The following is a 19,425-nucleotide window of genomic DNA, read 5'->3' on the forward strand; positions in this document are numbered from 1 at the left end:
GACGTGATCGTGGTCACGCTGGTCTGCGGTTACCGAAGGGTATTGCGTACACCCGGTCATCGGCTAGCCCCGGTCCTCCGGGGCCGTGTCCCGGGTCGTCAGGCGTACCGGGAGGCGGCGAGTGACCAGTCCCAGGTGGCCCGGATCCAACCCCGGCGGGCCGCCACGAACCGGTGGGTGGCCGGGTCGGCCGTGCGCAGCAGCGCCGTCTCCCGCTCGGTGTACGCCGTCAGCGCCCGGTTGAACAGCTCCGCCGCGGCCAGCAGGGCGGCCTGCTCGGCGTGCTGCTCCTCCCCGGCGATGGCGGCGACCAGGTTGTGCCCGTCGCCGGTCGACCGGTACTCCTTGCCGTAGGAGAAGACGTCGTTGCACCAGCAGACCAGGTTCGCGGCGAGGGTCTCCAGGGTGGCCAGCGCCGGGTCGGTCCGCTCGTCCGGCGGCGGCCCGTCGTACGCCAGGTCGGTGAGGGTGAAGCTCGGGTGGACCGCGCCGGTGTGCCGGCGCATCTGCACGTACTCGGCGACGCCGGGCACCCGCCGGTGCTCCCGGTTGGCTGCCTCCCAGAGCAACGCCAGGAGGTACTCCCGCAGCTGCCCGGTGAAGGCGAGCAGCACCGCCGGACGGGCGTGCGCGCGGACCCGTCGGCACAGGTCGTGCAGCGCGACCCCGCGCGGACCTGCGGTGCCGAGCAGCGCCGGGGGCGCCGGGTCGCCCCGCAGGTCGAGCACGTCGAGCAGGCCGGCCACGGTGGGGGCCAACCGGGTCGGGGTGTCGCCCAGCCCGTCCTCGTCGCAGGCGTCGTCCACCGCGAAGAGCCAGGTGATCAGATCGGTCAGCAGGCGGAGCCGGGCCACCGGTGCCTCCGGGCAGGCCCGCCCGGCCAGGTCGGCGGCGGCGGCCCCGGCGAGCCGTCGTCGGCTCTCGGCGGACCTGGTCAGGCCCAGCCGGTCGGCCCAGTCGGCGCTCTCCCGGGCGACCTCGGCGACCGCCGGGTGACACCGGCCCGGGAACGGTGGTTCCCGTAGCGTAGAAAGCGCGAAACTCCGCATGCCACCCCCTGCCACACCGTCCCGGGCGGGGCGGACCGACAAATCCGTGCGGGGGCAAGATATCGGACTTGTTCTTTCCGTTCGCCCCCGCCCCGGTCCGGAACGGTCGCGCCCCTGCCTGGCGGCCCGGTGGCCGGCCGCGGGGTCGGTCAGAGGCCCAGCTTGGCGGTACGCAGCCGGTCGGCGGTCGCCGCCGGTCCGTCCAGTTGCACCCGGGCCGCGCGCTGACGCCCGGAGAGGAAGAGGGTCAGTTCGCCGGGGGCGCCGACCAGCCGGAGCGCCTCGCCGCCGCGCCCGCAGCGCACCTCCCCGTGCCCCGGGGCCTGGACGAGCAGGCTCGCCGGGAACCGGCGCAGCGCGAACCGGGCCATCGGGGCGACCCGCTTCCACAGCGCGGCGTGCAGCCCGACCGGCAGGTCGCGCGGCTGCCAGCCGGGGTCGGCCCGCCGGACGTCCTCGTGGTGGATGAAGAACTCCATGGTGTTGACCAACTCGTCGGTCAGCGGGTTGCTCAGCGGGCTCCACACCGGCGGCTGGCGCACCTGCGCCACCAGTTCGGCCCAGGGACGCGCCGCGATCCGCAGCCGCATCCGCTCGGCGTACCCGCGCAGCGGGGGCAGCAGGATCCCGCCCGCCGCGTCCGGCCGGCGCTCGCGGACCACCAGGTGGGCGGCGAGGTCCCGGGCCACCCAGCCCTCGTTCAGGGTCGGCGCGTCGGGGCCGAGGGCCAGCATGAGGTCGGCGAGCGCCTGGCGCTCCGATCGGGCGTACCGCGACATTCCCCGATGGTAGGCCGCGCCCCGCCGCACCACCCGACATGGCGCGGCGCACTCGTGCCACACCGGACAATTCCGAACCCGGGTCGGCGTGCGGGACGCCGACCGGTAAGGATGAGGGAGATAATTGCGGCTTACGGCGGGGGAAGTAGAGCGTGTCGAGCGGGACGAGTACGGCCGTGCTCATCCGGGGCCTCCGGGTCCTCGGGCGGGCCGTCCGGGAACAACCACGGATCTTCACGATCGCGGTCGGCGGCAGCGTGCTCTTCGGCGCGATGGTGATCGGCAGCGCGTACGTGATCGGCGCGGTGGTGGGCGACGTGGTGGTGCCCTCCATCACCCGGGGCTCGGTGGAGGCCGGCGTGCTGGCGCTGGCCGCCGCCGCCCTTCTCGGGATCAGCGTGCTGCGGGTGATCGGCATCTTCGGGCGGCGTCTCGGCGCCGGTTACATGCAGTACCGCCTCCAGGCGGCCTACCGCCGCCGGGTGACCCGACGCTATCTGGAGCTGCCGCTGGCCTGGCACCAGCGGCACGCCACCGGCACCCTGCTCTCCAACGCCAACTCCGACGTGGAGGCCGCCTGGTACCCGATCGCGCCGCTGCCCTTCGCGGTCGGGACGCTGGTGATGGTGGTCGGGGCGGTCGTCACGCTCTTCCTCACCGACTGGGCGTTCGCCCTGGTCGGGGTGGCCGTCTTCCCCGCCCTGTTCGCGCTCAACGTGGTCTACTCCCGGCGGATGGCCCCCCGGCAGGCCCGCGCCCAGCAGTTGCGCGCCGAGGTCAGCGGCATCGCCCACGAGAGCTTCGACGGCGCGCTGGTGGTCAAGACGATGGGCCGGGAGGCGCAGGAGACCCGCCGGTTCGCCGCCCGCGCGGGTGAGCTGCGCGACGCGCTGATCGCGGTCGGCCGGCTGCGCGGTCTGTTCGACCCGCTGCTGGAGACCCTGCCCAGCATCGGCACCCTGGCGGTGCTGGTGGTCGGGGCGGTCCGGTTGCGCCAGGACGCCATCACCGTCGCCGAGCTGGTCAGCGTCGCCTTCCTGTTCACCGTGCTGGCCGTACCGGTGCGGGCCATCGGCTGGGTCCTCGCCGAACTGCCGCGCAGCGTGGCCGGGTGGGACCGGGTGCAGCAGGTGCTCCGCGCCACCGGCGAGATGGCCTACGGGGACCGGGTCGCCGACCCGGCCGACGGCGGGCCGGCCACGCTCGCCTTCACCGACGTCTCCTTCCGGTACGAGCCGGCCGAGGCGCACCTGCCCGGCGCCGAGGTGCTCGGCGGGGTCACCTTCACCGTGCCCGCCGGGCGCACCGTCGCCCTGGTCGGCCCGACCGGGGCCGGCAAGTCCACCATCACCGCCCTGGCGGTGCGCCTGGTCGACCCGGACGCGGGCACCGTCACCCTGGACGGGGTCGACCTGCGGGAGCTGACCGCCGCCTCGCTGGCCGGCAACGTCGCGCTGGTCGCCCAGGTGCCGTTCGTCTTCGACGACACGGTGCGCGCCAACATCACCCTGGACCGGCCGGGGATCAGCGACGACGACGTCTGGGCGGCACTGCGGCTGGCCGAGGCGGACGGGTTCGTCGCGGCCCTGCCCGAAGGGCTGGACACCCGGGTCGGCGAGCGGGGCACCTCGCTCTCCGGCGGTCAGCGGCAGCGACTCACCCTGGCCCGCGCGCTCGCCGGCCGGCCCCGGCTGCTGGTGCTCGACGACGCGACGAGCGCGGTCGACCCCCGGGTCGAGGCGGCGATCCTGGCCGGGCTGCGCTCGTCGGCGACCGACGGAACGGGTCCGGGCACCTCGATCATGGTGGCGGCGTACCGGCGGGCCACCATCGCCCTGGCCGACGAGGTCATCTACGTCGAGCAGGGCCGGGTGGTGGCCCGGGGCACGCACGCCGAGCTGCTCGCCACCGTGCCCGGCTACGTGGACCTCGTCACCGCGTACGAGCAGGCGGAGACCGACCGCGAGCAGGCCCGTACCTACCAGGATCCGGCGGTGGTCCCGGTGGCCACCGGCCTCGAAGTGGAGATGGACCGGTGAGCGTGAGGAGTGAGCTTGCGAGCCCCGCAGTCGCGAACAGCGACGGCCCGGTGAGCGTGAGGAGTGAGCTTGCGAGCCCCGCAGTCGCGAACGAGAGGCTGATCCGGTGAGCGCGGTCGTGGTGGAGGAGAAGGTGGAGCCGGTGGGCGGGACGGGCCAGCCGACGGAGCGGGCCGAGACGGCCTGGCGCACCTTGCGCCGCGGTCTGGCCCTCTCCCCGGAGCTGCGGGTCGGCCTGGCCGGCACCCTGGCCCTGGCGCTGGTCTTCATGGTCGGTCGGGCCGCCGTGCCGGTGGCGGTGCAGCAGGGCATCGACCGGGGCCTGGTCGACGGGGTCGACCTGGGCACCGTCGGGACGGTGGTCGCGCTGACCGCCGCGACGCTGGTGATGACGACGCTCTGCGGCTACCTGATGATGCGTCGGCTGTTCACGGTCAGCGAGACGGCGTTGGCCAACGTCCGGACCCGGGCGTTCCGGCACGTGCACGACCTGTCGATGCTGCACCAGCAGTCCGAGCGGCGCGGTTCGCTGGTCTCCCGGGTGACCAGCGACGTCGACCAGATCACCCAGTTCCTCCAGTGGGGCGGGGTGATCCTGATGATCAACCTCGGTCAGCTGGTGGTCACCACGATCGTCATGTTCGTCTACTCCTGGCAGCTGACCCTGGTGGTCTTCGCCGCCTTCCTGCCGGCCGTCCTGGTGATCCGGGCCCTCCAGCGTCGCCTCGGCGCCGCGTACGGGGTGGTCCGGCAGAGGCTGGGCGCGCTGCTCGCCACGGTCGCGGAGAGCGTGGTCGGTGCGTCGGTCATCCGGGCGTACGGGATCGCCGGCCGGACGGCGCGGCGGCTGGACGAGGCGATCGACGGCCACCGGCGGGCCCAGCAACGGGCCATCCGGTTCAGCATCCTGGGCAGCTCGGTCGGGGAACTGGCGGCCGGTCTCGCCCTGGCCGGGGTGGTCGTGGTCGGGGTGAGCCTCGGCGCGGACCAGACGCTCTCGGTCGGTCAGATCACCGCGTTCCTGTTCCTGGTGACCCTCTTCATCCAGCCGGTGCAGATCGCCACCGAGGTGCTCAACGAGGCGCAGAACGCGATCGCCGGCTGGCGGCGGGTGCTGGACGTGCTGGACCTGACCCCGGACGTGGCCGACCCGGGGGAGCAGGGGCGCCAGCTGCCACCGGGCCCGCTGGACGTCCGGTTCGCGCAGGTGGGCTTCGCGTACCCGGGTGGGCCGCCGGTGCTGCACGACATCGACCTGGAGATCCCGGCGAAGACCCGGGTGGCGGTGGTCGGCGAGACCGGCAGTGGCAAGACCACCTTCGCCAAGCTGCTCACCCGGCTGATGGACCCGACCACGGGCACGGTGCTGCTCTCCGGCGTGCCGCTGGAGCAGGTGCGCTTCGACTCGCTGCGCTCCCGGGTGGTGATGGTGCCGCAGGACGGTTTCCTCTTCGACGCGACGGTGGGGGAGAACGTCCGCTTCGCCCGGCCGGACCTGAGCGACGAGCAGCTCGTCGCGGCCTTCACCGAGTTGGGGCTCGTCGACTGGCTGGAGGGGCTGCCGTCCGGGCTGGACACCCCGGTCGGGGAGCGGGGCGAGGCGCTCAGCGTGGGGGAGCGGCAGCTGGTCGCGCTCGCCCGGGCGTACGTCGCCGACCCGGATCTGCTGGTGCTGGACGAGGCGACCAGCGCGGTCGACCCCGCCACCGAGGTGCGGCTCCAGCGGACCCTGGACGCGGTGACCCGGGGCCGGACCACGCTGGCCATCGCCCACCGGCTCTCCACGGCGCAGGCGGCCGACGAGGTGATCGTGGTGGACCGGGGCCGGGTGGTGCAGCGCGGCCCGCATGACGAGCTGATCCGGGAACCGGATTCGGTGTACGGGCTGCTCTACGCCTCCTGGCTGGAGCAGACGCGGTGACCCGGCGGCGGTCGGCGGCGGATCGGCTGGACGCCCGTGTCCGGGTGCTCTAACCTTCCGGGTTAGGTTAGCCTAACCTACGGAAAGGGGCGATCATGCGACCGAGCAGCGCCGAGACGGTCCGGACCCTGGTCGCGGGCCGCCTCCCCGGGCTGGTGCACCTGGCGCACCGTCCGGGGCCGTACCAGGTCCGGCACGTCACCGACCCCGACGGCCGGGTGCTGATGCTCGTGCCGGTGGTCAGCGACCTGGCCGCCGCGCTGTGCCCCACCGGCGACGTCGCCGTGGTGCTCGACGTGCTGGACCTGCCCCCGGCGGCGGGCGCGCCGTCGCTGGGCCGGGCCTGGGTCTCCGGCTGGGCGGCGCCCCTTCGCGGAGCGGACGCCCGGGACGCCGCGGTGGACTTCGCCGCCGTGGAGCCGACCGGTGACCTGCTCGACGTCGGCACCCGGTTCCGGCTGTACCGGTTCGAGGTGGCCGAGGCCCGCCTGGACGTCGCCGGGGAGGTGCGACGCGTCCCGCGCGACGAGTACGCCGCCGCCGACCCGGACCCCCTGCACCCGGTGGAGGGCGCGCTCCTGGCCGACTTCGCCGAACACCACGGTGACCAGGTCGCCGCCTATCTACGACGGCAGCTCGGCCGGCTCGTCGAGCGGGCCGGCGCGCCGCCCCGGATCGTCCGCGTCGACCGGTACGGCCTGGTGGTGTCCCTCGGCGGGCCCGGCGCCCGGCAGCGGGCCCGACTGGCGTTCCCCCGGCCGGTCGCCGACCACGCCGACCTGGCTCGGCTGCTGCACCCGGTGCTCTGCCGACGCCAGGCGTCGCCCCGTCCGGCCTGACGGGTCAGCCGGGGAAGACCCCGTCCAGTGGCCCGGTCAGGTAGCGCTGCACGCCGGGACCGATCGCGGTGACCAGGGTCTCCGGCGGAGTGGAGGCCAGCGGCTCCAGCCGGATGACGTACCGCATCAGCACCAGCCCGCCCATCTGGGCGGCGGCCAGGGAGCCGCGCAGCGGCAGCTCGGCCGGATCGGCGTCGAGGTGCTGGAGCACCCGGCGCAGCACCTGGGTGACCAGGAACTCCCGCAGCAGCCGGGCGGTCCACTCGGTGGTCACCGCCGAGCGCAGCAGCGCGACCCCGGCCATGCCGGCCGGTGAGTCCCAGACCGCGAGGAAGGCCCGGACCAGGCGTTCGCCGATCCGTTCCGGATCGCCGTCGAGCACGCCGGGCAGCAGCCGCCCCGGATCGATCGGCGCGTTCATCGCGGCCAGGAAGAGCTTGTCCTTGCTCCCGAAGTAGTGGTGGACCAGGGCCGGGTCGACCCCGGCCGCCCCGGCGATCGCCCGGATCGACGCCGCGTCGAAGCCCCGTGCGGCGAACGCCGTCCGGGCCGCCGTGAGGATCGCCTCCCGGGTCTCCGGGTTGCCCGGCCGTCGTCCGGTCCGTCCGCTCATCGCCGCCTCTCGCTCGTCACCCCGCCCGCCGGCCGGTGTCGGGTCCGCTGCCGGCGGGCGGACCGTGTCCGGTCCTCGTCAACCGCTGCGCCGGCGCAGCGTGGCCGCGGCGAGCACCAGGGCCAGCAGTGCCGCCCCGGCCAGCACCGCGAGGTCCCGCCACATCGTGGCGGTGGGCTCGGCGTGCGCGCCGACCTCCCGCAAGGCCTCGACCGCGTACGACAGGGGGAAGACGTCGCTGACCGCCTGGAGCCAGCCCACCATCTGCTCCCGCGCGACGAAGAGCCCGCAGAGCAGGAGTTGGGGGAAGACCACGACCGGAAGGAACTGTACGGCCTGGAACTCGGTACGGGCGAAGGCGCTGCACAGCAGCCCCAGTGCCATGCCGAGCAGGGCGGTCACCACGGCGATCACGATCACCAGCGGGGCGCTGCCCGCGGTCTCCAGGTCGAGCAGCCCGTACGTCACCACGGCGACCACCATCGCCTGCACCGCGGCGGCCAACCCGAACGCCAGCCCGTAGCCGAGGAGCAGGTCGAGCTTGCTCAGCGGGGTGGTGAGCAGCCGTTCCAGCGTCCCCGTGGTGCGCTCGCGCAGCATCGCGATGCTGGTCAGCAGGAACATGATGGTGAACGGGAAGACGCCCAGCATGACCAGGGCGACCCGGTCGAAGGTGGAGGGTTGCCCGGGTGGAGTGGGCTGCTCGGAGAACATGAAGTAGAGCAGTGCCAGCAGCAGGCTCGGCACCACGAGCAGCAGGGCGATCGTCCGGGGGTCGTGCCGGAGCTGACGCAGCACCCGTCCGGCGGTGGCCGCCACGATGCGCGGGTTCACGACTCCTCCCGTCCGGCGCGCGCCTCGGTCGCCCGGATCAGGCGCAGGAAGGCCTCGTCCAGGTCCGTCACGCCGGCCGCAGCGCGCACCCCGTCGGGGGTGTCGTCGGCGAGCAGGCGGCCCTGCCGGATCAGCAGCAGCCGGTCACAGCGGGCGGCCTCGTCCATCACATGACTGGAGACCAGCAGGGTGGTGCCGGCGGCGGCCAGCTCGTGGAACCGGGCCCAGAGGTCGGCCCGGAGCACCGGGTCCTGCCCGACGGTCGGCTCGTCGAGCACCACCAGCTCCGGCTGGCCGACCAGGACGCAGGCCAGCGAGACCCGACTGCGCTGCCCGCCGGAGAGCGCGCCGGCGAGTTGCCCGGCCGCCTCGGTGAGCCCGACCTCGGCCACCGCGCGGTCGGCGTCGGCCCGGCCGCGCCCGTGCACCGCGGCGAAGTACCGGACGTTCTCCCGGACCGTCAGGTCGGCGTAGACGCTCGGTGCCTGGGTGAGGTACCCGACCTGCCGCCGCAGGGCCGCCGTCCCGGCCGGTCGGCCGAGCACGGTCACCGTGCCGGAGCTGACCGTCTGCACCCCGACCACCGCGCGCATCAGCGTGGTCTTGCCGCTGCCGCTCGGGCCGAGCAGCCCGGTCACCGTGCCGCGTGGTACGGCGCAGCTCACGCCCTCCAGGACCCGGCGCCCGCCCCGGTCGACCACCAGGCCGTCCAGGGTGATCGCGTTGTCCATCCCGCCTCCCTTCAATTCATCACCCGTTGAACTCAACGGTAGATGACTTCTCGGGCGTGCACAACGGACCCCTCCTGCCACGCCGCCGCCGACCGGTTCCGATCAGCCGTCCCCGGACGCCGGCCCGCCGTGTCGTCCTGCGGCGTCCCCGGCACCGGGACGGGCTGGTCCCTGGAATCGGGACGGGCTGGGTGCGTCCGCACAGCGTGCGGGACAATGGGTGACTGTGCCCGTACCTGACGCGCCGGTGACCGGCGTCCCCGCCCGCCCGCACCACCCCGCCCCCACCGGGCCGGTCCGCCCGTCCCGGCTCGACCCGGCCATCGCCGCCCGGCTCCGCCGGGGGGCCGACGGCCTGGTCGCCGCCGTGGTCCGTCAGCACGACTCCGGTGAGGTGCTGATGGTCGCCTGGATGGACGACGAGGCGTTGCACCGCACGCTGACCACCGGTCGGGCCACCTACTGGTCGCGCAGTCGCCAGGAGTACTGGGTCAAGGGCGCCACCTCCGGCCACCACCAGTACGTCCGCTCAGTGGCCCTGGACTGCGACGGCGACGCGCTGCTGGTCAGCGTCGACCAGGTCGGCCCGGCCTGCCACACCGGCCGGCGCAGCTGCTTCTCCGCGGAACTGCCGGTGACCGGCCGCCCGGGGGAGCTGCCGGCCGGCGAGCCGAGCGGGGACCTGCCGGTCACCGAGGGCGCGGTGGGTACGCCATGACCGACGGCGTGGTGAGCCCCGACCTGGCCACCTTCACCGACCTGGCGGCCCGTTGGCGGGTCGTTCCGGTCGTCCGGCGGCTGCTGGCCGACGGCGAGACCCCGGTCGGGGTCTACCGCAAGCTCGCCGGTGGCCCGGGCACCTTCCTGCTGGAATCCGCCGAGCAGGGCGTCGGGTCGGCCGGGCTGGCCTGGTCCCGGTACAGCTTCATCGGCGTGCGCAGCAGCGCCACCCTGGTCGAGCGGGACGGCCGGGCCACCTGGCTCGGGCAGCCCCCCGCCGGCCTGCCCACCGGGGGCGACCCGGCCCGGGTGCTGCGCGACACGGTGACCGCGCTGGCCGGACCGGCGTTCGACCCGACCAGCGGCATGCCCCCGCTGACCGGCGGCATGGTCGGCTACCTCGGGTACGACCTGATCCGTCGCCTGGAACGGCTGCCCACGCTCAGCGAGGACGACCTCGGTGTGCCCGAGCTGGGCATGATGCTCGCCACCGACCTGGTCGTCCTGGACCACTACGAGGGCTCGGCGATCCTGATCGCCAACGCGGTCCTGCCGCCGCCCGACGAGCCGGACCGGGCGGCCGAGGTGACCGCCGCCTACCACCACGCGATCGGTCGTCTCGATGCGATGACCTCGGCGCTCTCCCGGCCGAACCCGCCGATGATCTCCACGGTCGACCGGCCGCCGGTCGGTGCGGTGACCTGCCGGACGGCCGAGGGGAGCTACCCGAAGGCGGTCGAGGCGGCCAAGGAGGCCATCCGGGCCGGGGAGTGCTTCCAGATCGTGCTGGCGCAGCGCTTCGAGCGGCGCACCCACGCCGACCCGCTGGACGTCTACCGGGTGCTGCGCACCACCAACCCCAGCCCGTACATGTACCTGCTCCGCTTCGACGGCTTCGACATCGTCGGTTCCTCGCCGGAGGCGCACCTGAAGGTCACCGGCAGCGACGACGGGCAGCGCCGGGCGCTGCTGCACCCGATCGCCGGCACCCGGCCCCGGGGCGTCGACCCGGAGCACGACGCCCGGCTCGCCACCGAGCTGCTGGCCGACCCGAAGGAGCGGGCCGAGCACGTCATGCTGGTCGACCTGGGCCGCAACGACCTGGGCCGGGTGTGCCGGCCGGGCTCGGTCGAGGTGCCCGAGTTCGCCACCATCGAGCGGTACAGCCACGTCATGCACATCGTCTCGACCGTGGTCGGCACACTCCGTCCGGACGCCACCGCGTTCGACGCCCTCGCCGCGACCTTCCCCGCCGGCACCCTCTCCGGTGCGCCGAAGGTCCGGGCGATGGAGATCATCGAGGAGCTGGAGCCGGTCCGCCGGGGCCTCTACGGCGGCACGGTCGGTTACTTCGGCTTCGGTGGGGACCTGGACATGGCGATCGCGATCCGGACCGCCCTGATCCGGGACGGCTGGGCGTACGTCCAGGCCGGTGCGGGGGTGGTGGCCGATTCTGATCCCGCCGCCGAGGACCGGGAGACCCGGGCCAAGGCCGCCGCGGTGCTCGCCGCCATCGCCGCCGCCGAGACCCTCCGGCCGGCCCGGTGAGTACGCCGCCGTCGCCGGCCGGGCGGCGCGAGATGACGTACGCGGTGCTGCTCTGCCTGGCCGGAGCGGGGCTGGCGGTCTGGGCGGCGACCCGGACCTGGGCGGTCGAGGTGACGCCCCGGCCGGTGCCGCTCCCGGCGCTGCGGGAGGAGCGGTCCGGGGCCGCCCTGCTGCCCTGGCTGCCCGCGCTGGCGGTGGTCGCGCTGGCCGGCGCGGGGGCGGTGCTCGCCACCCGGGGCGGGCTGCGTCGCCTGGTCGGGCTGCTGATCCTGGTGCTCGGCGCGGCCGTGGCGGCCGGCGGCGGGTACGCCCTGGCCGCCGGGTTCGCCGGTGACGTCAGTCGACAGTGGCCGGCCCTCTGCCTGCTCGGCGGCCTGCTCGCGGCGGTCGGTGGGGCGTGGACGGCCCGGCGCGGGTCGGCCTGGCCGGCGATGGGTGCCCGCTACGAGCGCCCGGCCCGGGGCGGTGCCACCACCGCCGACGGGCCGGCGGCCCCCGGTGCGGTGGTACCGACGCGGGGGAGGGGCACCACCGACGCGTGGGACGCGCTGGACCGGGGCGAGGACCCGACGGTCAGCTGACCGGCTGCCGCTCGTCGGCCCGGGCGGCGGCTCGGGCCGCCGCCAGCTCCTCCACCAGGCGGTTCAGTTCGGCACGGCGGTCGGCGCGGGCCCGGTCCGCGCAGACCGCCTCCCAGGCGTTGCCCCGGGAGGTGCGCATCCGCTCCTCGCCGACGACCGCCCGCTCCAGGGTGTGCACCACGCCGACGGCGAGCGAGGCGACCGTCCGGGAGATCGTGGTGAGTCCGATGGTCGATGGAGGCTGGCCAGTACTCATGATCACTCCGCAACGGGATCGTCGGGTCGGTGGGGCGGGCCCGTTTCCGAGTCTGCCCGAAGCTGATGCTGCCGGCTTCACGTTTCGCCGTGATGACCGCCGCATCAACACTCCGTCGGAGCGAACGCCGTGGTCAGGGTCGTTGGTCCTTGACCTTCGTCACACCGGACCTGGCGGTTGCGCCCGCGGGCCGGGGACGGGACGCCTCGCGCGGACAACGGCCGGCGGTGGTGTCATGATGATGAGGATGATCGATGAGCCGGTGGCGGCGGGCGGTGGGGACGATGGCGGTGGTCGACTCGGCCGGCCGCGCTGCGTGTTTTTCCACTCACCGGAAGTCGGTCATTATGCCCCAGCCCATCTCGTGAGGCGCGCCATACCCCCCCACCTGGGGTTCAGCGCCGCCACCTAGCATCGGCCCATGACACCCGGAGAGGGGAGTCCGTTGGTGACTGCTGAGCATGAGCACGCGGAGGGGGACGAGGCCGGTCCGACGGCGCCCGCCAGCGTGCTCGACGAGATCCTGGCCGGCGTACGTGAGGACGTCGCCCGCCGGCAGGAGCAGATCCCGCTGGAGCGGATCCGCGAACTCGCCGCCGCCGCCCCACCACCGCTGGACGCGTACGCGGCCCTGCGGCGGCCCGGCGTGGCGGTGATCGCCGAGGTGAAACGGTCCTCGCCGTCACGCGGGCAACTCGCCGAGATCGCCGACCCCGCCGACCTGGCGGGGGAGTACGCCGCCGGCGGCGCCCGGGCGATCAGCGTGCTCACCGAGGGGCGCTGGTTCGGCGGGTCGCTGGACGACCTGGCCGCCGTGCGGGCCGCGGTGAACGTCCCGGTCCTGCGCAAGGACTTCGTGGTCTCCAGTTACCAGGTCCACGAGGCGCGGGCGCACGGCGCCGACCTGGTGCTGCTGATCGTCGCGGCGCTGGAGCAGAACGCCCTGGTCGGGCTCCTGGAGCGGATCGAGTCGCTCGGGATGACCGCGCTGGTCGAGGTGCACGACGAGGAGGAGGCCGACCGGGCCCTGGAGGCCGGTGCCCAGGTGATCGGGGTCAACGCCCGCGACCTGCGCACCCTGGAGGTCGACCGGTCGGTGTTCGAGCGGATCGCGCCGGGCCTGCCCAGCAGCGTGGTCAAGATCGCCGAGTCCGGCGTGCGCGGCCCGCACGACCTCATCCGGTACGCCTCGGCCGGGGCGGACGCCGTCCTGGTCGGCGAGGGCCTGGTCACCCAGAAGAGCCCCCGCGAGGCGGTGTCGGAGTTGGTCAACGCCGGCAACCACCCGGCCACCCCACGTCCGGTGCGCTGAGGCGCACCGGACCCGCCCGAGCCCGTCAGCACCGAGAGGACCAGACCACCGATGAGCGCCAACGCGCAGCCCGGCGCGGCCGGTCTGCTCCCCGACCCGACCGGCCACTTCGGCCGGTTCGGTGGCCGGTTCGTCCCCGAGGCGCTCGTCGCCGCGCTGGACGAACTGGACGCGGCGTACCGGCACGCGATGACCGACGAGACCTTCCTCGCCGAGTTCGACGCGTTGCTGCGTGACTACGCCGGCACCCCGTCCCGGCTCTACGCGGCGAACCGGTTCTCCGCCAAGGTCGGCGCGCGGGTGCTGCTTAAGCGGGAGGACCTCAACCACACCGGGGCGCACAAGGTGCGCAACGTGCTCGGTCAGGCGCTGCTCACCCGACGGATGGGCAAGACCCGGGTGATCGCCGAGACCGGCGCCGGGCAGCACGGCGTGGCCACCGCCACCGCCGCCGCCCTGTTCGACCTGGAGTGCGTCGTCTACATGGGTGAGGTCGACACCGAGCGGCAGGCGTTGAACGTCGCCCGGATGCGGATGCTCGGCGCCACCGTCGTTCCGGTCACCAACGGCTCGCGCACCCTCAAGGACGCGATGAACGAGGCGATGCGCGACTGGGTCGCCAACGTCGACGACACCCACTACCTGATCGGCACCGCCGCCGGCCCGCACCCGTTCCCGGCGATGGTCCGGGACTTCGTCCGGGGCATCGGCGAGGAGGCCCGGCAGCAGTGCCTCGACCTCACCGGGGCGCTGCCCGACGCGGTCGCCGCCTGTGTCGGCGGGGGCTCCAACGCCATCGGCGTCTTCCACGCCTTCGTCACCGACCCGGACGTCCGGCTCTACGGCTTCGAGGCCGGCGGCGAGGGCGTCCGGACCGGCCGGCACGCCGCCAGCATCACCGGCGGTACGTCCGGCGTGCTCCACGGCACCCGGACCTACGTCCTCCAGGACGCCGACGGGCAGACCATCGAGTCGCACTCGATCTCCGCCGGCCTGGACTACCCGGGCGTCGGGCCGGAGCACGCATGGCTGCACGACAGCGGCCGGGCGACGTACGAGCCGGTCACCGACGACGAGGCGATGGCCGCGTTCGAGCTGCTCTGCCGCACCGAGGGGATCATCCCGGCGATCGAGAGCGCGCACGCCCTGGCCGGCGCGATGAAGATCGCCCCCCGGCTCGCGGCCGAGCTGGGCCGGGAGCCGGTTATCGTGGTCAACCTCTCCGGCCGGGGCGACAAGGACGTCCACACGGCCGGCGGGTACTTCGGCATCCTCGACAGGGAGTGACATGAGCCGGATCGGGGTCGCCTTCGACAAGGCGCGCGCGGAGGGCCGGGCCCTGCTGATCGGCTGCATGCCGGCCGGCTTCCCGACGGTCGAGGGGAGCATCGCGGCGATGACCGCGATGGCCGAGGCGGGCGTCGACGTCATCGAGGTGGAGATCCCGTACTCCGATCCGGTGATGGACGGGCCGGTGATCCAGAAGGCCAGCGACATCGCCCTCGCCGGTGGCGTGCGGACCGCGGACACGCTGCGGATCGTCGAGGCCGTCGCGGCCACCGGCGCGCCGGTGGTGACGATGACCTACTGGAACCCGGTCGAGCAGTACGGTGTGGACGCCTTCGCCCGGGACCTCGCCGCCGCCGGCGGCACCGGCCTGATCACGCCGGACCTGATCCCGGACGAGGCCGACGAGTGGCTGGCCGCCTCCGACGCGCACGGCCTGGACCGCACGTTCCTGGTGTCGCCCTCCTCCACCGACGCGCGGCTGGCGATGACCGTCGGACACTGCCGGGGCTTCGTCTACGCCACCGCCGTCATGGGCGTGACCGGTGCCCGGGCGCAAACCTCCGAGGCCGCGCCGACCCTGGTCGCCCGGGTCCGTGCGGTCACCCCCGACCTGCCGGTCGGGGTCGGGCTCGGCGTGGGCACCGGCGCGCAGGCCGGCACCGTCGGCGGGTACGCCGACGGCGTGATCGTGGGCAGCGCGCTGATCCGCTGCCTGCTCGACGCCCCCGACCGGGCCACCGGCCTGGCCGCGCTGCGCACCCTCTCCGCCGAACTGGCCGAGGGCGTCCGGACCCGCTGACCGGTCCGCCGGCGCCGGTGACCGGCCGGGGTGGCGACCGACAACCGGACGGTCCGGACGAGCCACCGGAGCCGGGACCGTCACGGGCGGCGGAGAGTCACGCAACCTCCGCCGGGTGTGCGGTGTCGTCGGCGGACGCTTCCCCGCTGGCGCGGGGGGTGACCGGTGCCGGCTCTCCCGGGCGGGCCGTGGGCAGTCCGGGACCGGGGTGCGGTGCCACCTCGCGGAGCACGCCGGAGCGGCCAGCCGTCGCGTCGGCCACGGCGCAGCGGGTGACCGGGGTGACCGCCTCCGGCAAGCCGCAGGGGTCGTGCCAGGACAACCGGCAACCCTCGCCCGGTACGCCAGCCGGGGCGGCGTCCCGGACCCGGGCCCGGAGCACGTGCACCAGAACGTCCGGCCGTGGGCCGGCCCGCCCGGCCGGCGGCAGGACCGGTGCCGAGGGCAGGTGGTAGATCCCGACGAGATCCACGACCTCGACGGTCAGGCCGGTTTCGGCGTACACGTCGCGCACGATCGCCTGACCCGGGCTCTCGTCGGGGCGGGACCGGCCACCCGGCAGCGCCCACCGTGCCGTCCGCCGGCCCTGCCGGCAGAGCAGCACCCGCCCGGCGTCGTCGGTGACGACCGCCGCGACAGCCCAGGTGAGCGACCTCATGGACAAACAGCCTACGGCCCCCTAAACCAGAAGTCATCCGCTGGCAGTGGGCACCGGACCGGGATGTCACCCACACGGGAAACAGCGGTAGCGTGTGCACCCGTGAATCTCGCCTCGCTGACACCCCAGGCGGCCCTGCCCAGCCCCAGCACCGCCGTCTGGCAGCTCGGTCCGGTGCCGATCCGGGCGTATGCGCTGTGCATCGTCGCCGGGATCGTGGTGGCCTGTCTGGTCACCGAGTACCGGCTACGTCGCCGGGGGGTGGCTCCGGGCGCGGTGTTGGACATCGCGGTCTGGGCCGTACCGGCGGGCATCATCGGAGCGCGGATCTACCACGTGATCACATCTCCGGGGAAGTACTTCGGCACCGGTGGCGACCCGCTGGCGGCCTTCGCCATCTGGGAGGGCGGCCTCGGCATCTGGGGCGCCGTCGCCGGTGGCGCGGTCGGCGCGTGGCTCGCCGCCCGCCAGCTCGGCATCCCGTTCGCCGTGGTGGCCGACGCCCTCGCCCCCGGGCTGCCGCTGGCCCAGGCGGTGGGACGGTTCGGCAACTGGTTCAACAACGAGCTCTACGGTGGCCGGACCACCCTCCCCTGGGGGCTGGAGATCCACCGGATGGACCCGGACATCCCCGGCCGGGCACTGCGCGACGAGGCCGGCCAGCCGATCCTCGAACCGGGCCTCTACCACCCGACCTTCGCCTACGAGGCGCTCTGGAACGTGGGCGTCGCCCTGCTGGTCCTCGCCGTCGACCGCCGGTTCCGGCTGGGGCGGGGCCGGGCGTTCGCCCTCTACGTGATGGGTTACACCGCCGGCCGGTTCTGGATCGAGCTGATGCGGACCGACGAGGCCACCGAGATCCTCGGCGTCCGGCTCAACGTCTGGACCTCGGTGCTGGTCTTCCTCGGCGCGCTGGCCTACTTCCTGCGGGCCCGGGGCCCCCGCGAGTACCTGGTGCCGATCCCGGCCGACGCGCCGGCCGCGGTCACCGACGGCGGGAACGTCTCCCAGCGTGACCTGTCCCGCACCGAGACCAGCTCCGACCTGGCCGCCCCGCGCGGCTACCGGGTGGTCGCCGAGGAACAGTTCCGGGCGTACCGGGAAACCGGCACGCTGCCCGACGGACCCGCCGGAACGGACGGCCCCGCGCCGGAGCCGGAGCCGGCCGGCGGCCGCCGCGGTGTGGACAGCTCCCCGGACACCGACGCCGGCCCGCGTTCCACCGACCGCGACAGCTGAGGCGGACATGGCAGTGCGGACCGCCGTGGTGGTGGGTGCCGGCATCGGCGGCCTGGCGGTCGCCGGTGCGCTGGCCCGCTCCGGCTGGCAGGTCACCCTCCTGGAACAGGCCGACCGGGTACGCCCCGAGCCGACCGCCGTGGTGCTCTGGCCCAACGGTGTCCGGGCGCTGCGCGCGCTCGGCCTCGGTGCCGGCCTCGACGCGGTCGCCACCCCGCTGCCCGACGGGGGCATCCGCCGCCCCGACGGGCACTGGCTGGTGCAACCCCGAGCCACCCCGCCGGAGCGGACACCGGTCGTGGTGCACCAGGAGGACCTGCACGACGCCTTCGTCGCCGGCCTCGGCGACCGGGTCGACCTGCGCACCGGGGTGACCGTGCGCACCGTGCGCACTGGCGGGAACGGGCGTCCCTGGGTCGGTGACGGTCACCAGCAGCACGAGGCGGACCTGATCGTCGCGGCGGACGGCGTGGAGAGCGTGATCCGCCGCCAGCTCGCCCCCGAGGCCGGGGTGGTCGCCTCCGGCAGCGCCACCTGGCGGGCGGTGATCCCGTGGTACCGCGCGCCCCGCATCCCCGCCGACCAGCCGCTGGGCGGGGAGATCCTCGGGGCGGGCTACCGCTTCGTCTCCGCCTCGCTGGGGGACCGGGGCTCCGCCGGGGGGACCGCCCGGGGCGGGGTCTACTGGGTGGCCACCGCGGCTGGCGCGCCCCGTCCGGAACCGGCGGAGACGCAGCTCGGCCTGCTCCGCCGCTGGTTCGCCGGCTGGCCCGCGCCGGTCGACGCGCTGCTCGCCGCCACCGAGCCCGCCGACCTGGTGCAGCAGGAGGTCCGCGAGCTGCGTCCGCTGCCCCGCCAGTACGCCTTCCGGTCGGGGCCCGGCGGGGTGGTGCTGCTCGGCGACGCCGCGCACGCCATGCCCCCGCACCTCGGGCAGGGTGCCTGCCTGGCCTTCGAGGACGCGGCGACCCTCCAGTCCCTGCTCCGCGAGGCCCGGCTGCCCGACGCCGTCACCGGGTACGACCGGACCCGTCGGCCGCGCGTGGCCGCCGTGGTCCGGCAGACCCGCCGGATGTCGGCGGTGCTCCAGACCCGGGGGCGTCTCGCGCTCCGGGCCCGGGACGCCGCGCTCGGCCCGATCACCACCCGCCTGCTGGGCAGCGCCGCCTCGTCGGCCGCCCAGTGGCGTCCGCCCGCGTCGTCCGCCTGAACCTGCGCCGCCCAGCCACCCGGACCGGCGGCCGCGCAGCCCAGGCGGTACGACGCCGTCTCAGGGCAGCACGGGGGCAGGCTCGGCGATGCAGGCGGTGCCGACCCGGCGGAAACCGACCCGGACGTACACCCGGGCGATCTCCTCGCTGCCGGCGGAGAGGAAGACCAGGTCGGTGCCGGCGTCCCGCAGCGCGCGGGCCAGGGTGGCGGTCACCGCCGCGCCGAGGCCCCGACCCCGGGCGACCGGCAGGGTGGCCACCCCGGCGATTTCGGCCACGTCGTCGACGCGCATCGCCATTCCGCAGGCCAGCACCCCCTCCTCGGGCGTACCGGCGAGGGCCGAGACGCGCCGCCCGTCGGCGGTGCGGGTGGTCTCCTCCTCGACCGCCGCGAGATCCAGTTCCTCGACGGCGGCATCCCGCTCGCGCGGGCCGGCGTCGCCCGCGCCGGTGCCGGGCGTGCTGAAACCGACCGCGGCCACCGCCCGCCGGATGGCCACCTGCGCGGCGAAGTCCGGCGCCGCCGGATCCAGCAGCCGGACCGGTACGTCGGTGAGCCCGGCCGGGTCGGGACACGCCGCCGGATCGAGGACCAGCAGCGGGGCCTCCAGCACGGCCAGTCCCGCCGAACGGGCCACGGCCAGCAGGTCCGGGGTCGTCTCGTGGACCCACTCGAACGCCTCCGGCAGCCCCAGTTCGCGCTGCCGCGCCCGGACGTCGTCGATGTCGGCGACCGACGGTGCTCGGGTGGCGTCGAGCCGGGGTCGCGCGTAAAACGGCCATCCGCCACCTTCCCGGACGAAAAGCACCAGCGCGCCGAAGGACTCGACACGGGCCGCGTCACGGGGCACGGCGTCGTAGAAGCGTTCCAAGCGGTCGAACAGCCCAACGGGTACGTGATCCACCGCGCGAGACTACATGTCCCAGATGTTGGAAGTGTGATCAATCCTTACTGGTCTTGCGGGTCGCGCCCTAACGTAGACTCAATAGACCCTTGAGGGCCGAC

General features: G+C 74.6%; 19 protein-coding genes. 11 read left to right on the forward strand and 8 right to left on the reverse strand.

What is annotated here, in order from left to right:
• Positions 1-98: 98 nt before the first annotated feature.
• Both GA0074694_RS18235 and GA0074694_RS18240 read right to left on the reverse strand, forming a co-directional pair.
• Complete coding sequence (locus tag GA0074694_RS18235) at positions 99-1,049, reverse strand: terpene synthase family protein (RefSeq protein ID WP_091459992.1); 951 nt, start codon at positions 1,047-1,049, stop codon at positions 99-101.
• A 149-nt stretch (positions 1,050-1,198) separates the two neighbouring features.
• Positions 1,199-1,828, reverse strand: coding sequence for a TIGR03085 family metal-binding protein (locus GA0074694_RS18240; RefSeq protein ID WP_091459994.1), 630 nt, complete (start codon positions 1,826-1,828; stop codon positions 1,199-1,201).
• A gap of 152 nt (positions 1,829-1,980) precedes the next feature.
• Between GA0074694_RS18240 and GA0074694_RS18245 the strand changes: the two genes are divergently transcribed.
• The 3 genes from GA0074694_RS18245 to GA0074694_RS18255 all read left to right on the forward strand — a co-directional run bounded on the left by GA0074694_RS18245 (position 1,981) and on the right by GA0074694_RS18255 (position 6,627).
• Positions 1,981-3,867, forward strand: a complete 1,887-nt coding sequence (locus GA0074694_RS18245) for an ABC transporter ATP-binding protein (protein WP_091459997.1) — start codon at positions 1,981-1,983, stop codon at positions 3,865-3,867.
• Positions 3,868-4,009: 142 nt separating this feature from the next.
• The gene (locus GA0074694_RS18250) at positions 4,010-5,788 is read left to right on the forward strand and encodes an ABC transporter ATP-binding protein (RefSeq protein WP_091463370.1); all 1,779 of its coding nucleotides are present in this window, start codon (positions 4,010-4,012) and stop codon (positions 5,786-5,788) included.
• Positions 5,789-5,883: 95 nt separating this feature from the next.
• A complete protein-coding gene (locus tag GA0074694_RS18255) occupies positions 5,884-6,627 on the forward strand; it encodes a DUF2470 domain-containing protein (RefSeq protein WP_091460000.1) in 744 nt (247 codons plus the stop codon).
• Positions 6,628-6,631: 4 nt separating this feature from the next.
• On the opposite strand, the gene GA0074694_RS18260 is transcribed toward GA0074694_RS18255, so the two are convergent.
• The 3 genes from GA0074694_RS18260 to GA0074694_RS18270 all read right to left on the reverse strand — a co-directional run bounded on the left by GA0074694_RS18260 (position 6,632) and on the right by GA0074694_RS18270 (position 8,805).
• On the reverse strand, positions 6,632-7,240 hold the full coding sequence (locus GA0074694_RS18260) for a TetR/AcrR family transcriptional regulator (RefSeq protein WP_091460002.1): 609 nt from the start codon (positions 7,238-7,240) through the stop codon (positions 6,632-6,634).
• Positions 7,241-7,318: 78 nt separating this feature from the next.
• Positions 7,319-8,074: an ABC transporter permease gene (locus tag GA0074694_RS18265; RefSeq protein WP_091460005.1), complete on the reverse strand. Its 756-nt coding sequence runs from the start codon at positions 8,072-8,074 to the stop codon at positions 7,319-7,321.
• The gene (locus GA0074694_RS18270; protein ID WP_091460008.1) at positions 8,071-8,805 is read right to left on the reverse strand and encodes an ABC transporter ATP-binding protein; all 735 of its coding nucleotides are present in this window, start codon (positions 8,803-8,805) and stop codon (positions 8,071-8,073) included. Before GA0074694_RS18270 ends, GA0074694_RS18265 begins: the two co-directional genes overlap by 4 nt.
• A gap of 226 nt (positions 8,806-9,031) precedes the next feature.
• Here GA0074694_RS18270 and hisI point away from each other — a divergent pair, with 226 nt between their 5' ends.
• Genes hisI through GA0074694_RS18285 form a run of 3 tightly spaced genes read left to right on the forward strand, consistent with a single transcriptional unit; the run spans position 9,032 to position 11,654 of the window.
• Complete coding sequence (hisI, locus tag GA0074694_RS18275; RefSeq protein WP_176737997.1) at positions 9,032-9,523, forward strand: phosphoribosyl-AMP cyclohydrolase; 492 nt, start codon at positions 9,032-9,034, stop codon at positions 9,521-9,523.
• Positions 9,520-11,073 (forward strand): anthranilate synthase component I, encoded by a 1,554-nt coding sequence (locus GA0074694_RS18280; RefSeq protein WP_091460013.1) that lies wholly within the window; start codon positions 9,520-9,522, stop codon positions 11,071-11,073. Before hisI ends, GA0074694_RS18280 begins: the two co-directional genes overlap by 4 nt.
• 32 nt (positions 11,074-11,105) lie before the next feature.
• Entirely contained in the window at positions 11,106-11,654 is a 549-nt protein-coding gene (locus GA0074694_RS18285; RefSeq protein WP_091460016.1) for a Trp biosynthesis-associated membrane protein, read from the forward strand.
• Here the strand turns inward: GA0074694_RS18285 and GA0074694_RS18290 are convergent.
• The gene (locus tag GA0074694_RS18290; protein ID WP_091463371.1) at positions 11,647-11,910 is read right to left on the reverse strand and encodes a hypothetical protein; all 264 of its coding nucleotides are present in this window, start codon (positions 11,908-11,910) and stop codon (positions 11,647-11,649) included. The genes GA0074694_RS18285 and GA0074694_RS18290 overlap by 8 nt on opposite strands.
• A 508-nt stretch (positions 11,911-12,418) precedes the next feature.
• Between GA0074694_RS18290 and trpC the strand changes: the two genes are divergently transcribed.
• Genes trpC through trpA form a run of 3 tightly spaced genes read left to right on the forward strand, consistent with a single transcriptional unit; the run spans position 12,419 to position 15,311 of the window.
• The gene (gene trpC, locus GA0074694_RS18295; RefSeq protein ID WP_176738179.1) at positions 12,419-13,222 is read left to right on the forward strand and encodes an indole-3-glycerol phosphate synthase TrpC; all 804 of its coding nucleotides are present in this window, start codon (positions 12,419-12,421) and stop codon (positions 13,220-13,222) included.
• A 51-nt stretch (positions 13,223-13,273) separates the two neighbouring features.
• Positions 13,274-14,509, forward strand: coding sequence for a tryptophan synthase subunit beta (gene trpB, locus GA0074694_RS18300; RefSeq protein ID WP_091460018.1), 1,236 nt, complete (start codon positions 13,274-13,276; stop codon positions 14,507-14,509).
• Between the two features lies 1 nt (position 14,510).
• Positions 14,511-15,311: a tryptophan synthase subunit alpha gene (gene trpA, locus GA0074694_RS18305; protein ID WP_091460021.1), complete on the forward strand. Its 801-nt coding sequence runs from the start codon at positions 14,511-14,513 to the stop codon at positions 15,309-15,311.
• A gap of 97 nt (positions 15,312-15,408) precedes the next feature.
• Here the strand turns inward: trpA and GA0074694_RS18310 are convergent, their stop codons facing one another.
• A complete protein-coding gene (locus GA0074694_RS18310; protein WP_091460023.1) occupies positions 15,409-15,969 on the reverse strand; it encodes an NUDIX hydrolase in 561 nt (186 codons plus the stop codon).
• Between the two features lie 102 nt (positions 15,970-16,071).
• Between GA0074694_RS18310 and lgt the strand changes: the two genes are divergently transcribed.
• A complete protein-coding gene (lgt, locus tag GA0074694_RS18315; RefSeq protein WP_091460025.1) occupies positions 16,072-17,208 on the forward strand; it encodes a prolipoprotein diacylglyceryl transferase in 1,137 nt (378 codons plus the stop codon).
• 13 nt (positions 17,209-17,221) lie between these two features.
• Positions 17,222-18,418 (forward strand): FAD-dependent oxidoreductase, encoded by a 1,197-nt coding sequence (locus tag GA0074694_RS18320; RefSeq protein ID WP_091460028.1) that lies wholly within the window; start codon positions 17,222-17,224, stop codon positions 18,416-18,418.
• A gap of 60 nt (positions 18,419-18,478) precedes the next feature.
• Here the strand turns inward: GA0074694_RS18320 and GA0074694_RS18325 are convergent, their stop codons facing one another.
• Positions 18,479-19,324, reverse strand: coding sequence for a GNAT family N-acetyltransferase (locus GA0074694_RS18325; protein WP_245714786.1), 846 nt, complete (start codon positions 19,322-19,324; stop codon positions 18,479-18,481).
• Positions 19,325-19,425: the final 101 nt, after the last annotated feature.

It is taken from the genome of Micromonospora inyonensis, from assembly GCF_900091415.1.
GTDB classification, from domain to species: Bacteria; Actinomycetota; Actinomycetes; order Mycobacteriales; family Micromonosporaceae; genus Micromonospora; species Micromonospora inyonensis.

Excerpts from the sequence above, each read along its gene's own strand:
- GA0074694_RS18235 (WP_091459992.1), bottom strand. The coding sequence starts at position 1,049 with ATGCGGAGTTTCGCGCTTTCTACGCTACGGGAACCACCGTTCCCGGGC.
- GA0074694_RS18240 (WP_091459994.1), bottom strand. The coding sequence starts at position 1,828 with ATGTCGCGGTACGCCCGATCGGAGCGCCAGGCGCTCGCCGACCTCATG.
- GA0074694_RS18255 (WP_091460000.1), top strand. The coding sequence starts at position 5,884 with ATGCGACCGAGCAGCGCCGAGACGGTCCGGACCCTGGTCGCGGGCCGC.
- GA0074694_RS18260 (WP_091460002.1), bottom strand. The coding sequence starts at position 7,240 with ATGAGCGGACGGACCGGACGACGGCCGGGCAACCCGGAGACCCGGGAG.
- GA0074694_RS18270 (WP_091460008.1), bottom strand. The coding sequence starts at position 8,805 with ATGGACAACGCGATCACCCTGGACGGCCTGGTGGTCGACCGGGGCGGG.
- GA0074694_RS18280 (WP_091460013.1), top strand. The coding sequence starts at position 9,520 with ATGACCGACGGCGTGGTGAGCCCCGACCTGGCCACCTTCACCGACCTG.
- GA0074694_RS18285 (WP_091460016.1), top strand. The coding sequence starts at position 11,106 with ATGACGTACGCGGTGCTGCTCTGCCTGGCCGGAGCGGGGCTGGCGGTC.
- GA0074694_RS18290 (WP_091463371.1), bottom strand. The coding sequence starts at position 11,910 with ATGAGTACTGGCCAGCCTCCATCGACCATCGGACTCACCACGATCTCC.
- trpB (WP_091460018.1), top strand. The coding sequence starts at position 13,274 with ATGAGCGCCAACGCGCAGCCCGGCGCGGCCGGTCTGCTCCCCGACCCG.
- trpA (WP_091460021.1), top strand. The coding sequence starts at position 14,511 with ATGAGCCGGATCGGGGTCGCCTTCGACAAGGCGCGCGCGGAGGGCCGG.
- GA0074694_RS18310 (WP_091460023.1), bottom strand. The coding sequence starts at position 15,969 with ATGAGGTCGCTCACCTGGGCTGTCGCGGCGGTCGTCACCGACGACGCC.